Annotated in this window: 10 protein-coding genes; 4 read left to right on the top strand and 6 right to left on the bottom strand. The window is 70.1% G+C overall.

Annotation, left to right across the window (positions count from 1 at the left end):
- Window positions 1-51: 51 nt before the first annotated feature.
- Entirely contained in the window at window positions 52-1,023 is a 972-nt protein-coding gene (locus tag ACFWGP_RS07305; protein ID WP_376930526.1) for a patatin-like phospholipase family protein, read from the bottom strand.
- A 186-nt stretch (window positions 1,024-1,209) separates the two neighbouring features.
- On the opposite strand from ACFWGP_RS07305, the gene ACFWGP_RS07300 reads away from it, so the two are divergent.
- Window positions 1,210-2,127, top strand: a complete 918-nt coding sequence (locus ACFWGP_RS07300; RefSeq protein WP_376930525.1) for an LLM class F420-dependent oxidoreductase — start codon at window positions 1,210-1,212, stop codon at window positions 2,125-2,127.
- 16 nt (window positions 2,128-2,143) lie between these two features.
- Here the strand turns inward: ACFWGP_RS07300 and ACFWGP_RS07295 are convergent, their stop codons facing one another.
- Complete coding sequence (locus tag ACFWGP_RS07295; protein WP_231429922.1) at window positions 2,144-2,458, bottom strand: DUF1905 domain-containing protein; 315 nt, start codon at window positions 2,456-2,458, stop codon at window positions 2,144-2,146.
- 135 nt (window positions 2,459-2,593) lie between these two features.
- Here ACFWGP_RS07295 and ACFWGP_RS07290 point away from each other — a divergent pair, with 135 nt between their 5' ends.
- The 3 genes from ACFWGP_RS07290 (at window position 2,594) to ACFWGP_RS07280 (ending at window position 4,650) form a co-directional block, all read left to right on the top strand.
- Window positions 2,594-3,106 (top strand): methylated-DNA--[protein]-cysteine S-methyltransferase, encoded by a 513-nt coding sequence (locus ACFWGP_RS07290; protein ID WP_376930524.1) that lies wholly within the window; start codon window positions 2,594-2,596, stop codon window positions 3,104-3,106.
- A 164-nt stretch (window positions 3,107-3,270) separates the two neighbouring features.
- A complete protein-coding gene (locus tag ACFWGP_RS07285) occupies window positions 3,271-3,744 on the top strand; it encodes a MarR family winged helix-turn-helix transcriptional regulator (protein WP_376930523.1) in 474 nt (157 codons plus the stop codon).
- 45 nt (window positions 3,745-3,789) lie between these two features.
- Window positions 3,790-4,650 (top strand): 3-hydroxyacyl-CoA dehydrogenase, encoded by an 861-nt coding sequence (locus ACFWGP_RS07280; protein ID WP_231429925.1) that lies wholly within the window; start codon window positions 3,790-3,792, stop codon window positions 4,648-4,650.
- A gap of 135 nt (window positions 4,651-4,785) precedes the next feature.
- On the opposite strand, the gene ACFWGP_RS07275 is transcribed toward ACFWGP_RS07280, so the two are convergent.
- The 4 genes from ACFWGP_RS07275 to ACFWGP_RS07260 form a co-directional block, all read right to left on the bottom strand.
- Window positions 4,786-7,893 (bottom strand): M14 family zinc carboxypeptidase, encoded by a 3,108-nt coding sequence (locus tag ACFWGP_RS07275; protein ID WP_376930522.1) that lies wholly within the window; start codon window positions 7,891-7,893, stop codon window positions 4,786-4,788.
- A gap of 221 nt (window positions 7,894-8,114) precedes the next feature.
- Window positions 8,115-9,458: a nitrate/nitrite transporter gene (locus ACFWGP_RS07270; RefSeq protein ID WP_376930521.1), complete on the bottom strand. Its 1,344-nt coding sequence runs from the start codon at window positions 9,456-9,458 to the stop codon at window positions 8,115-8,117.
- A gap of 91 nt (window positions 9,459-9,549) precedes the next feature.
- Window positions 9,550-11,637, bottom strand: coding sequence for an ABC transporter ATP-binding protein (locus ACFWGP_RS07265; protein WP_275505356.1), 2,088 nt, complete (start codon window positions 11,635-11,637; stop codon window positions 9,550-9,552).
- Window positions 11,634-13,367 (bottom strand): ABC transporter ATP-binding protein, encoded by a 1,734-nt coding sequence (locus tag ACFWGP_RS07260; protein WP_231429929.1) that lies wholly within the window; start codon window positions 13,365-13,367, stop codon window positions 11,634-11,636. The genes ACFWGP_RS07265 and ACFWGP_RS07260 overlap by 4 nt, the downstream gene beginning before the upstream one ends.
- Between the last annotated feature and the right edge of the window lie 101 nt (window positions 13,368-13,468).

Here is a 13,468-nt window from a genome sequence, read left to right as displayed (position 1 = left end):
TATCGAGACCACGCGGCGGCCGGCCCCGGTGCGGGGCCGACCGCCGAGGGGTCAGTCCCAGAACTCCGCGATGCGCGCGGCGACCGCGCCGCCCCGCTCGAATCCGGCCCGCGCGGCGGCCGGCCGCAGGGCGACGTTCATCGCGTTGTCGAACAGGTGCGCATCCTCGCTCGTCGGGAAGATCGTCTCGACGTGGCTGCCGCCGGCGCGGAGCGCATGGACCTGGTCGGCGAGCTGGAGCCGCCACTCGAGCGGCAGCCTGGTCCTGCCGCCGAACGGCGACAGCACGAGCACCCGCTCGTACCCGGTCGCGAGGTCGGCGTTCTCGGCGTTCGTGCGGTAGCCGCCGTCGATGTACGGGTGACCGTCGATCCGGTAGGCGAACCCGCCCGCGCAGCTCGCGGCGACGGCGTCGACCAGGTCGACCCCGCTGTCGCGATCGAAGACGACCGGTTCGCCGGTCTCGGCGTCGACCGCGGTGAGGAGCACCGTTCGCAGCGGCCAGTCCGAGCTCGGGAAGCGCGAGGCGACGGTGGCCCGCCAGCGCGCCTGCTGGGCGTCGTCCGACGAGGCGTCCAGTTCGAGGGCGGAGACGCCCATCTTCCGGCGCATGTCGTCGGCGTCGGTGGCGGCGGCGATGATCGCGCCGGTCCGTGCGAGGTGGTCGACCGGCCGGCCGGCCGGCCGGAGCCCGGGACCGGATCCGTGCGTCGTACCCGCCCAAGCCTGGCCTGCGGTCGGAGCGGGCTGCGGCGGTGCCGCCTCGACGATCGCGGCGTACAGGTCGGCCGGGCTCGCGCCGGCCAGCTGGGCCGCCGCGGTGGATCCGGCGGACGTGCCGATGGTCACGTCGGGTGCGGTCACGTCGACGCCGGCGTCGGCGAGGCCCGCGACGACGCCGATGAGCCAGGCGTTGCCGGTCGAACCGCCGCCGCCGAGGACGAGGGCTCGGGCGCCCGAGGCGGGCACGCGCGCGGTGGCGTCGACGAGCTGTCGGGAGAGAGAAGAAGGTGTGGTGTGCATGGGAGTCGCCTTTCGCGAATTGCCTGTTCGGCGCTCCCGGCGGCGACTACCTCAGTCGCGGATCGTGGACTGCAGGGGAGCGCCCACTGATACTGCGTTCATGGGTCTCACCTCCTGTCTCGATCACGATCACCGGGGACGGTATCACGATGGGGATGCCGCGGCAATCGTCGTAGGCTCGCGAGCATGACTGAAGCCGAAGCCGGCATCGCGCCGACGGGCACGCGCGACGTGCCCGTCGCGCTGCACGTGCCCCGCCCCGACCGCCCCGCCCGCATCGCCGTACAGGTGAAGCCGCAGCACGCGAGCTACGCCGAGCTCCGGGCCGCGGTCGTGGCTGCCGAGGAGGCCGGTGCCGACGTCGTGCTCGGGTGGGACCACTTCTTCCCGCTCAGCGGCGACCCCGACGGCGCGCACCTCGAGGCGTGGTCGCTGCTCGCGGCCTTCGCCGAGGTGACCGAGCGCGTCGAACTCGGCGTGCTCGTCTCGTCCACCGGCTACCGAAACCCGCAGCTGCTCGCCGACATGGCCCGTACGGTCGATCACATCAGCGCACGCGACGGCGGTCCGGGTCGGGTCGTTCTCGGCATCGGAGCGGGCTGGTTCGAGCGCGACTACGAGGAGTACGGGTACGAGTTCGGCACCGCGCCCGATCGGCTGCGCAGGCTGCGGGCCGACCTGCCGCTCATCCGCGATCGGTGGTCGAAGCTCAACCCGCCGCCCACTCGAGCGATCCCCGTGCTCATCGGCGGCGGCGGCGAGCAGGTCACGCTGCGCATCGTCGCGGAGCACGCCGACATCTGGCACGGCTTCGGCGACGCCGAGACGATCGCGCACAAGCACGCGGTGCTCGACGACTGGTGCCGCCGGATCGGCCGTGACCCGGCCGACATCGAGCGCAGCGCCGGCGTCTCGCCGAAGCCCGGTCGCTACGCCGAGGACCTCGACGACTACGCCGGCCATGCCGAGGCGCTCCACGTGGTCGGAACGCGACTCTTCACGGTCGGCCTCGAAGCCGAGACCGGTTGGGATCTCGGGCCCATCCGCGAGCTCGTCGCGTGGCGCGACGAGGTGAACGCGCGCACCGTCGGCGCAGCCGGTTGAAGGACGACCGCGGGCCTCAGCCGTCGTGCACGGTCAGGCGCACCTCGATCACATCGCCCTCGCCGATCTGCTCGGCCTCGAGCACCGCGCGCTTCAGCGGCAGGGCGTACGTGTCGCCCGAGGGGAAGATCGACGTGCTCCACGTCGTGCCGCCGACCGTCGCCGTCACGCGAGCGGAGTTGAACCCCCGAGGCATCCGCGGCCGGTCGGAGATGTCGGAGCTCGGCTCGGGCGGAACGTCGACGAAGAACCAGTTGCGACGCGACGCCCACTCGTAGATCTCGGCGGTGAAGGCGACGCGCATTCCGGTCGCGGGGCGAGGGTCGCGCATGCGGTCATCGTACGGCGACCGGCCGACACCGTGGGCTCGGCTCGTCGGCGCGAAGCCCTGCGCCGGCCGGGACGAAGTCCGATTCCCGCCGCCGGATCGAGCACCGCCGACCTCGAACGGGGTGAGGATGGAGACATGACCCGACGCCACGCCACGCTGACGACGGCGCTCGGCGAGCTGCTCGTCGTCGCCGACGGCGACGCGCTCGCGGGCATCTACTTCCCGGGGCACTGGCATCCGCCGGCCGCGGGCACGATCGGCGTCGAGGTGTCCGCGCGCGACGACGCCCTCATCGCACGGCTCGGCGTCGAGCTCGACGAGTACCTCACCGGCGCCCGCACCGAGTTCGACCTGCCGACGGCGCCCGACGGCGACGAGTTCCAGCACGCCGTCTGGGGCATGCTCCGCGGCATCCCGCTCGGCACGACGGTGACCTACGGCGAGCTCGCCGAGCGCCTCGGCGATCGCAACCTCGCCCGGCGGGTCGGGGGCGCCGTCGGGCGCAATCCGCTCAGCATCATCGTGCCGTGCCACCGGGTGGTCGGCGCCGACGGATCGCTCACGGGCTACGCCGGCGGCCTCGAGCGCAAGAGGTTCCTGCTCGAGCTCGAGGGCGCGCCCGTCGTCGCGCAGGCGCGCCTCTTCTGAGCTGAGCGCGGGAGCGGACGACCGCCGACGGGTGTCGGTGGATGCAGGCGACCCGGCGCCCCGGCGACCAGCTGACTCGGCACTCCGACATCCATCCGGCTTTTTCTGTTGCGGAATGCAACGCACGAGCGTAGCGTTGCATATGACAACAGAAGGAGCCGGGCATGGTGAAGCGCACACCCCGCGACGAGCACGCCGCAGCGATCCTGCGCGAGCTCATCGTCATCACCCGGCGCGGCGTCGCCGACGCCCGCACCGCGCAGTTCAGCCTGAGCATGACCGACCAGTCGATCCTCGGCTACATCGTCGACCACCCCCAGTGCCGCTCGACCGACATCGCCGAGGCGTTCCGCCTCAACCGCTCGACCGTGTCGCGCCAGCTCGCGGGCCTCACCCGCCTCGGCGTCGTGCGCGAGATCGCGGATGCCTCGGGCCGAGGCCGCCCGCTCGAACTCACCGACGCCGGCTGGTCCGCGTACCGCGAGGCGATCGCGCTCCTGCAGGGTGTCGTCGACCGTCACCTCGGTGACTGGAACGACGCCGAGGTCGCCCGCTTCGCGACCGACCTCACGCGGTTCAACGACGCCGCGACCGACGGCGACCGGCCGAGGCATCCCCGAGACGAACGCGCCGACTGAGGCGCGCGAGGCCCCACGAGGGCACGACAGGAAGAAGGAATCATCATGACCGCAGTGCAGCACGTGACCGTGCTCGGAACCGGAGTGCTCGGCTCGCAGATCGCGTACCAGACCGCGTACAGCGGCCTCGAGGTCGTCGCCTACGACCTCGACGACGCCGCGCTCGCCGCGGCGAAGCAGCGCTTCGAGAAGCTCGCCGCGACGTACGTCGAGGAGGGCGTCGACGGCGCCGCCGACGGGAGGGCGCAGGCCGCGCTCTCTCGCATCACCCTCTCGGCCGACCTCGGCGAGGCGGTCGCGAACGCCGACCTCGTCATCGAGGCCGTGCCCGAGAGCATCGACATCAAGCGCTCGACCTACGAGAAGCTCGCCGCCGTCGCCCCCGAGCGCACGATCTTCGCGACGAACTCGTCGACGCTGCTGCCGAGCGCCATCGCCGACGCGACCGGCCGCCCCGACCGGTTCCTCGCGCTGCACTTCGCGAACCGCATCTGGGCGCACAACACCGCCGAGATCATGGGAACCCCGGCGACCGACCCCGCCGTGTACCGCACGGTCGTCGAGTTCGCCGAGGCCATCGGCATGGTGCCGATCGAGATCAAGAAGGAGCAGCCGGGCTACGTGCTCAACTCGCTGCTCGTGCCGTTCCTCTCTGCGGCCGGCCAGCTGCTCGTCGACGGCGTCGCCGAGCCCGAGGCGATCGACGCGACCTGGCGCATCGGCACCGGCGCACCGATGGGTCCGTTCCAGATCTACGACATCGTCGGGCTCACGACGGCCTACAACATCTCGATGATGGGCGGGCCGAAGCAGCAGGAGTTCGCCGCGCTCATCAAGGAGCGCTACATCGACCAGGGCAAGCTCGGCGTCGCCACCGGCGAGGGCTTCTACCGCTACGGCGCCTGAGCCGGGTCACGGCGGGGTCGGGTCGGAGCGCAGCGACGTATCGAGGCCTCTCGCGAGGTCTCGGTACGCTCCGCTGTTCGGCCACCGGTGGTCGCGAGGTCTCGATACCGGTCGCCCATCGACCACCGGGCGGCGTCAGTCGAGCAGGTGCTCCAGCGCCCGGCCCATCCACTCGGCCCGGATGCCGGCATCGTCGATGCCCTCGAACCCGAACCCGGTCATGAGCGACCCCGGCGTCGCCACCACCGCGGCCTCGGGGAACCCGGCCGCCGTCGTGACGATGAAGTCGTTCGGATTCGGTGCGCTACCCTCGGGCGGCCCGGTGACCTCCCAGCCACCGGTGTCGCCGCCCTCGAACGACGTCGTGCCCTCACCGGTCGACACCTCGATGTCGTCGACGAAGACGCCCAGCCCCTGCGTCGACCAGTCGCTGATGTACGCGATCGACACCTCGACCTGACCGCCCGCGAAGGCATCCAGGTCGACCGACCACTGCTGCCAGCCGCCGGAGTTGCCGGAAGCGGCCTGCCAGACGCCCGACGTGCCGGTCGGTTCGCAGGTGCTCGCCGCCTCGTCGTACGTCTGGTAGTGGTCGAGGTGCGGGTGCAGCTCGCGCCATCCGGCCGGGCAGCTCTCACCGACGCTGTCCGACGTGCTTCCGCCCAGCTCGGGCAGCGTCGTCCAGTCGTCCTCGCCGGGAGTGTGCGCCTCGACGGCGACGTGGTCCCAGTCGGCCTCGGTGTCGTACGACGTCCAGAACGAGAGGTCGGCGCCGTCGGCGGGCACGTCGATCGTGCGCGTCAGCCGCTTGTACGACACGTCGGCGATCTGCGAGTACGCGTAGGCGTCACCGGTGTGCGGCTCGAACGGCCCGCCCGTGCGGTCCCAGCGGCCCGCGACCCAGCTCTCGAACTGCGGGTACTGCTGCGGGTCGAGGATGCCGCTCGTCGTGATGAACGAGTTGCTGTGATCCTGGTTCGGCGCGCTGTCGGTGCCGCTGAAGCCCCAGTCGAGGCCGGTGAACGGCGTGTCCACGCCGAGCACGTCGAGGAGTTCGCCCTCGTCCGTCGTGCCGGCGTCGTCGACCACGAGGTAGGCGCCGAGCCAGTACTGCAGCGTGTCGTTCGTGGCGTCGCCCGACCCGCCGAGCGGCCGGCACCGGGGAAGGATGCCGCCGGCGGTCCGGCACTGCGCGTTCGCCGCGGTCGGGTCGTACAGCTGATCGGTGCCCGCGTACTGCGTGCCGGCGTATTTGCCGGTGTAGAGCACCTGACCGCCCTCGTTGAGGAAGTCGCGCACTTCGAGCGTGTTGTCGAGCGCCAGCCGCGAGGCGGTGCCGCCGGGCCACCCCGGTTCTCGGGTGATGATGTCGTCGCCCGTGTACCAGATGACGGCGTCGTAGTGCGAGAGCACTCCGAGGGCATCGGGTGCCGTGCGGCCGCGCGCATCGACGTCGTAGACGTCGTACCCCGTGCCGTTGGCCTCGAGCGCCTCCTCGTAGAAGTCGAGGTAGTTCGGTCCGCCCGCCTGCACGGGCGAGGCGCCCGTGTAGTCCTCGGCCGCGAGGACCAGCACGTCGTCGGTCGATTCCTCGACCGCCCGGTAGGTGAACGAGTCGCTCGTCTCGCCGCCGCCCTCGAACCAGACGTCGACCTCGTCGCCCGGCTCGGTGCCGGTGACGAAGCCGCTCATGGTGCGGTAGTGCACGGCCGTCTTGCCGCCGTAGCGATCACCGCCGGTCCACTCCTCGGTCGTCGCGCTCACCGGATCGCCGCCGTTGATCGAGTACTTGAGCGTGATGTCGCCCAGGTCCCGCTTGGCGATGACGCGAACCTCCTGCGGGTCGCCGTACGAGTACTCGAAGGTGAAGTCCGCAAGCGGCAGGCCCGCCTTGTAGGTGTCGTCGCTCTCCAGGTAGAAGGGCTTCGTCTCGATGCCCAGGTGCGACACCGGGTCGTCGGGGTCGGCCGCGGACTTCGCGACATCGAGCGCGAACGGCAGCGCGCGCTCGAACTCGGCCTGGACCTGCGCCTCGTCGTCGGGGAACACGAACCCGCCACCGGTCGGGAGGCCCTCGCCGAGTTCGGGCGTCCACGCGAGGGTGCCCCGCTGGGCGTGCGCGAAGTCGGTCGTCTCGCCGTTGGTCACGTAGAGCACGTCCGACGACAGTCCCGGCTCGAAGTCGGGGATCGCCGGGGCGTCGAGGTTGCCCGAGAGCGCGTAGTAGATCGGGTCGTCGGCGGTCGGGGTGCCGGTCTGCCAGCCCTCCGCGTACAGCAGCCACTGCCCGTAGGAGTGGTAGTTGACCTGGAACGAGAAGTCGGCGCGATCGAGCAGGGCCATCATCGCCTGCGTCTCGGGCTCGGACCCCGCCGACGGGCCGCGGTACGTGTCGCTCGAGATCTGCGACGACGACCCCTCCTCGTCGTACCCGAAGTGCTCGGGGTAGTTGCGGTTGGGGTCGACGCCGTCGGCGCGCGTGATCTGGCCGTCGCCGTCGTTGTCGCGCAGGTTCTTGCGCCACAGTCGCTCGTGGTCGAACGTGTACTGGTAGCCGTCGGGGTTGGCCACGACGAGGAACCAGAACTCGTTCTGCCTGAGCAGGTTCTTGATCTCCTGGTCGCCGCTCCTCCACCCGTCGACGAAGTGGTGCAGCAGGCGGCGGTTGACCTCGGTCGAGATCCACTCGCGGGCGTGCTGGGTCGAGCTGTAGAGCACCGCCGGCCGCGCGCCGTCGGGCGTCGCCTTCGCCGCCTGGGTGACCTTCATGGCGATGAGCTCGCGACCCTCGTAGGTGTGCCCGAGCACCTCGAGCTTCACCACGTTCGGGTTCTTCTTCGCGAGTGAGTACAGCTCGTCGCGGATGCCTCCCGGTTCGTCCCACGACCGGAACACGTCGTAGCCCGCGGCGGCCTGCTCTTCGGCGAGCTGACGGGCCGACTTGCCGTCCTTGTTCTTCTTGACGGCGACGTCGAGGCCGCGGGCCTTGAGGGCCTTCGCCTCGCCGGGCGTGAGCACCAGGTCGATGCTGACCCCCGACTCGGTCACCGTGCTGTTGGCGACGTCGAAGCCGGCCGCGGCGATGTCGGCGGCTTGATCGCCGGTGACCTCCGCCGTGTACATGTCGAGGGCGCCGTCGTTCTCGGCGGCGCCCGCGCCGACGGGACTCAGCATCGTGAACGTCAGCGCGAGTGCGGCGGCGATGAAGACGGCGCGATTGCGTATGGAGCGATTTCCAGCCATGAGCGGACTCCTTCGGCCCGTCTCCGGCCCAGGGCGGATGGTGACGACATCGTCGTGCGACCCCATGTACGTCACGCCTCTGGCGCTCGCTGCGGACCCTACGGGATAGCCTCCCGTGACCACGGGCGCGTGTCAACCCGGTTCTGAGGATTGCTCGCGATGAGTCGAGCGGATGTCGCGAGCTCGGCCGCGAGCGCGAAGCTCAGCCGCGATCGCGAAGCTCAGCCGCGATCGCGATCGCGATCGCGCCGCCGTGGTCGCGGCTCGTCGAGTCCCATCCGCACGCGGGTGCGCCGGCGCTCGATGATGATGAACACCGAGCCGAGGATCCAGAGCGGCATCTGCGTGAGGAACGCGATGCGGAACGCCTCGAGCGTGTACGTCTCGGGCGTTCCGGCGCCCTGCAGGTCCATCGCGAGGCCGATCAGGAAGATCGCGATGAGGCCCGCGATGAACCCGCCGCCGTTGACGATGCCCGTCGCCGTGCTGAGCCGGTGGCTCGGATTGTGCGTGCGAGCGTGGTCGAACGCGATCATCGATGCCGGGCCGCCGGTCGCGAGCGCGAGCGCGAGCAGGAACAGCAGCCAGACCGGCGCCGGTCCGGGCCACACGATCACGATGAGCCACGCCACCGCCTGGATCGCGATCGTCGGCAGCACGAGCATGCGCGAGCGGCGCAGCGGGTGCCGGCTCGAGAGCGCCCCCATGACGGGCCCGACGAGCATGCCGAACACGACGAACGCGCTCACGACCAGCGAGGCCATCGCGGGCGTGAGCCCTTCGCCCGCCGTCAGGAACGGGAAGCCCCACAGCATCACGAACGCGGTGCCCGCGAACGGCGTCGTGAAGTGCGACCAGAATGCGAGCCTGGTGCCGGGGTGTCCCCACGACTCGCGGAAACCCTGCCGGAGGTCGGCCGACGAGCGCACCACGGCGATCGCCCCGGTCTCGGTGTTGACCGAGACATCCGCGTCGCTCGTCGGCGGGTGGTTGCGGATGATCGCGAACGTCAGCACCGCGAACAGGGCCCCGAGGCCGGCGAGGCTGCCGAATGCGACCGTCCAGCTCGTGGCGTGCAGCAGCGCCGCCATCGGCAGCAGGGCGAGCAGCTGGCCGGTCTGGCCGACGATGCCGGTCATCTGCACGACGAGCGGCGCGCGCTGCTGCGGGAACCAGGTCGCCACGACGCGCAGCACGCTCGGGAAGACGGCCGCATCGCCCGCGCCGAGCAGCACGCGGGCGAGGATCGCCGTGCCGACGTCGGTCGAGACCGCCATGACGAGCTGGCCGACCGCCATGAGCACCATGCCGGCGGTGACGATCGGACGGGCGCCGAACCGGTCGAGCAGCAGCCCGACGGGAATCTGCATGCCGCCGTAGACGAAGAGCTGGATGACCGCGAACATCGACAGCGTCGAGGCATCCGCGTCGAACCTCAGGGCCGCATCGGAGCCGACGGCGCCGAGCGAGGTGCGGTTCGTCACCGAGACGACGTAGGCGGCGACGCCGACCCCCCAGACCAGCCAGAGCCGCCACGGGCGCACGGGCTGGGGGAGGATCGTCACCGATCCATTCTCCCCCCGGCGGCTCCGGGGCCGAAAACGCGATGAGCGGGTGCCCCGCAGGGCACCCGCTCACGCGTCACGAACCGTGCGACTACTCGCTCGCCTCGACGATCTCCTCCTCCATGCCCTTCAGCAGGCGGGACTCGGGTTCGGCGTCGGCCGAGGTCACGACCGTGCCGTCACCGAGCGCCTCTTCGGCGTCGATGTCGGATGCGGCCTGCTCGAACTGCGAGTTGTAGAGGCGGTAGTACGCGCCCTTCGCGGCGATGAGCTGCTCGTGGTCGCCCTGCTCGACGATGTCGCCGTGCTCCATCACGAGGATGAGGTCGGCGTCGCGGATCGTCGAGAGACGGTGCGCGATCACGAACGAGGTGCGACCCTCGCGGAGCGCCGCCATCGCATGCTGCAGCAGCAGCTCGGTGCGGGTGTCGACCGAGCTCGTCGCCTCGTCGAGGATGAGCACGCTCGGCTGCGCCACGAACGCGCGCGCGATCGTGATGAGCTGCTTCTCACCCGCCGACACGTTCGAGGCGTCCTCGTCGAGCACGGTGTCGTACCCGTCGGGCAGCGAGTGCACGAACCGGTCGACGTACGTCGCCCGCGCGGCGGCGGTGATCTCGTCGTCGGTGGCGTCGGCGCGGCCGTAGCGGATGTTCTCGCGGATCGATCCGGCGAACAGCCACGGGTCCTGCAGCACCATGCCGGTCTTCGCCCGGACGTCGTGCCGGGTGAGTTCGGCGATGTCCTGCCCGTTGAGCAGGATGCGCCCAGAGTTCAGCTCGTAGAACCGCATGATGAGGTTCACGAGCGTCGTCTTGCCGGCGCCCGTCGGGCCGACGATCGCGACCGTCTGCCCGGGCTCGACCCGGAACGACAGGTCCTTGATGAGCGGGCGGTCGGGGTGGTACGAGAACGCGACGTGGTCGAACACGATCGTGCCGTCACCGTCGACCGGAGCCGGGGCGTTCGCCGCGTCGGCCTCCTGCTCGTCGGCGTCGAGCAGCTCGAAGACGCGCTCGGCCGAGGCCGTGCCCGACTGCACCACCGCGGCCATGCCGCCGAGCTGCGACAGGGGCTGCGAGAACTGCTGCGAGTACTGGATGAACGCCTGCACGTCGCCGAGTCGCAGCGAGCCGCTCGCGACCATGATGCCGCCGAGCACGGCGATGCCGACGTACTGCAGGTTTCCGATGAAGGTCATCGCGGGCATCATGATGTTCGACAGGAACTGCGCCTTGAACGAGGCCTCGTACAGCTCCTGGTTCTCGGCCTTGAACGCCTCGCGGCTCGCCGCCTCGCGACCGTAGACCTTGACGAGCGCGTGGCCGGAGAACGACTCCTCGACCCGGGCGTTGAGCCGGCCGACCTTGCGCCACTGGGTGCCGAAGGCCTTCTGCGACTTCGGGCCGATGACGCCGAAGATCACGCCCATGAGCGGCAGCGAGACGAGCGCCACGAGCGAGAGCTGCCACGAGATCGAGAACATCATGACGAGCACGCCGATGACGGTGAGCACGTTGGTGAGCGCGCTCGACAGCGACTGCTGCATCGTCTGCGTGATGTTGTCGATGTCGTTCGTTACTCGCGAGATCAGCTCGCCGCGCTGCACCTTGTCGAAGTAGCTGAGCGGCAGTCGGTTGACCTTCGCCTCGACGTCTTCGCGCAGCTTCCACATCGCGCGCACCATGATCACGTTCACGACGTAGCCCTGGATCCACATGAGGATCGACGACGCGATGTAGAGGAACAGCACGAGGATGACGACCTGGCTGAGCGCGACGAAGTCGATGCCCTCGCCGGGCACGAGGTTCATCGCCTGCACCATGTTCGCCTGGTCGGTCTGGCCGGCGGCCTCGAGCTGGTCGACGACCTGCTCCTTCGTGACGCCGGGCGGCATCTGCGCCGAGATGAAGCCCTCGAAGATGAGGTTCGTCGCCTCGGCGAGCACCTTCGGCGCCCAGACCGTCATCACGACGCCGATGGCGCCGAGCACCGAGGCGACCGTGAACCCGAAGGCGTGCGGCTTCAGCAGGCCGAGCAGTCGGCCGAACGACTGGCGGAAGTTCGCGGCCTTGCCGGGCGCGACACCGCCGCTCCAGTCGTCGGCGCTGATGCGGGCCTGTTCGGCCATCTCGAGTTCGAGCTGGTCTTCTTCTGACAGCGGGGTCGGGCTGGTCATCGTGCGGCCTCCACTCCGAGCTGGGATTCGACGATCTCGCGGTACGTCTGGCACGTCTCGAGCAGCTGCTCGTGGGTGCCGACGCCCACGGCGACGCCGTCGTCGAGCACGACGATGCGGTCGGCGTCGGTGATCGTCGAGACGCGCTGCGCCACGACGACCTTGGTCACGCCGGGCAGTTCGCGCCAGAGCGCCTGCCTGAGTCTCGCGTCGGTCGTCAGGTCGAGCGCCGAGAACGAGTCGTCGAAGACGAGGATGTCGGGCTGGTGCACGATCGCCCGCGCGATCGCGAGCCGCTGGCGCTGGCCGCCCGAGACGTTGGTGCCGCCCTGCGCGATCTTCGCGTCGAGCTGGCCCTCCATCTCCTCGACGAAGTCGCGGCCCTGCGCGATCTCGAGCGCGTGCCACAGTTCTTCGTCGGTGGCGTCTTCGCGGCCGAACCGCAGGTTCGATGCGACCGTGCCGGTGAAGAGGAACGGCCGCTGCGGCACGAGGCCGATGCTCTTCCACACGAGGTCGAGGTCGGCGTCGCGCACGTCGACGCCGTTCACGAGCACGCTGCCCTCGGTCGTGTCGAACAGGCGCGGCAGCAACGACACGAGCGTCGTCTTGCCCGCACCCGTCGAGCCGACGATCGCGAGCGTCTCGCCGGGCTCGGCCTTCACGGTGATGCCGCTGAGCACGGGGTGCTCGGCGCCCGGGTACGTGAAGCCCGTGCCGCGGAACTCGACGGTGCCAGGCGTCGGGAACACGGTCACCGGGTTCGCGGGCCGTGCGAGCGTCGACTTGACGTCGAGCACGGCGCCGATCCGCTCGGCCGACACCGCGGCGCGCGGGATCATGATCGTGATGAAGCTCGCCATCATGACGCCCATCAGGATGAGCATGACGTACTGCATGAAGGCGAACAGGACGCCGATCTCGGTGTTGCCCTCGTCGACCTCGATCGCGCCGAACCAGATCACGCCGACGAGCGTGACGTTGAGCACGAGCATGACGAGCGGGAACATCAGCACGAAGAGCGAGCCGACCTTGCGGCCGACGACCATGATGTCGGTGTTCGCCTCGCGGAAGCGCGCCTCCTCGATGTCTTCGCGCACGAAGGCGCGCACGACGCGGATGCCCGTGAGCTGCTCGCGCATGATGCGGTTCACGCCGTCGAGCTTCACCTGGTACGAACGGAACAGCGGCACCATGCGCCAGATGATGAGGCCCGCGACGATGAGGAGCGTGGGCACCGCGACCGCGATGATCCAGCTCAGCCCGACGTCGACCGACAGCGCCTTGTAGATGCCGTAGAACGCCATGATCGGGGCGGCGACGAGGAACGTCGCGCCCATCATGGCGAGCATCTGCACCTGCTGCACGTCGTTCGTGTTGCGGGTGATGAGCGAGCCGGGGCCGAAGGTCGACACCTCGCGCTCGGAGAAGCCCGACACGCGCTCGAAGACGTCGTCGCGGATGTCGCGGCCGAGCTTCATCGCGGCCATCGCGGCGAACCACGTCGCGACGAGCTGGGTGACGATCTGCAGGAGCGACATGCCGAGCATGACGGCGCCCGACTGCCAGATCACGTCGGTGTCGCCCTTGGCGACGCCGTCGTCGATGATCTGCGCGTTGAGCGTCGGAAGTTGGAAGTTGGCGTAGGCGGCGACGATCTGGAAGGCCAGCACGCCGAGTAGGAGAGGCCAGTACGGCCTCAGGTATCTGAACAGGAGTCTTCCGAGCATGTGATCTCCAGGAATCGCGAACGGCGTTGGCCTCGGTCACGGCGGGTTCGTGCGCGCACGACCGCGGGCAGGGCTGATGACCCGTGTGCCCGGCTGCATCG

Origin of the sequence: Agromyces sp. NPDC127015, from assembly GCF_042725165.1 — a bacterium.
Taxonomy (GTDB): domain Bacteria; phylum Actinomycetota; class Actinomycetes; order Actinomycetales; family Microbacteriaceae; genus Agromyces; species Agromyces chromiiresistens.
This window is presented reverse-complemented; position numbering and strand designations above follow the sequence as displayed.

What these genes read in the sequence shown, in the direction of transcription:
- ACFWGP_RS07275 (WP_376930522.1), bottom strand. Translation starts at nt 7,893, where the DNA reads ATGGCTGGAAATCGCTCCATACGCAATCGCGCCGTCTTCATCGCCGCC.
- ACFWGP_RS07280 (WP_231429925.1), top strand. Translation starts at nt 3,790, where the DNA reads ATGACCGCAGTGCAGCACGTGACCGTGCTCGGAACCGGAGTGCTCGGC.
- ACFWGP_RS07285 (WP_376930523.1), top strand. Translation starts at nt 3,271, where the DNA reads ATGGTGAAGCGCACACCCCGCGACGAGCACGCCGCAGCGATCCTGCGC.
- ACFWGP_RS07260 (WP_231429929.1), bottom strand. Translation starts at nt 13,367, where the DNA reads ATGCTCGGAAGACTCCTGTTCAGATACCTGAGGCCGTACTGGCCTCTC.
- ACFWGP_RS07305 (WP_376930526.1), bottom strand. Translation starts at nt 1,023, where the DNA reads ATGCACACCACACCTTCTTCTCTCTCCCGACAGCTCGTCGACGCCACC.
- ACFWGP_RS07290 (WP_376930524.1), top strand. Translation starts at nt 2,594, where the DNA reads ATGACCCGACGCCACGCCACGCTGACGACGGCGCTCGGCGAGCTGCTC.
- ACFWGP_RS07300 (WP_376930525.1), top strand. Translation starts at nt 1,210, where the DNA reads ATGACTGAAGCCGAAGCCGGCATCGCGCCGACGGGCACGCGCGACGTG.
- ACFWGP_RS07295 (WP_231429922.1), bottom strand. Translation starts at nt 2,458, where the DNA reads ATGCGCGACCCTCGCCCCGCGACCGGAATGCGCGTCGCCTTCACCGCC.
- ACFWGP_RS07265 (WP_275505356.1), bottom strand. Translation starts at nt 11,637, where the DNA reads ATGACCAGCCCGACCCCGCTGTCAGAAGAAGACCAGCTCGAACTCGAG.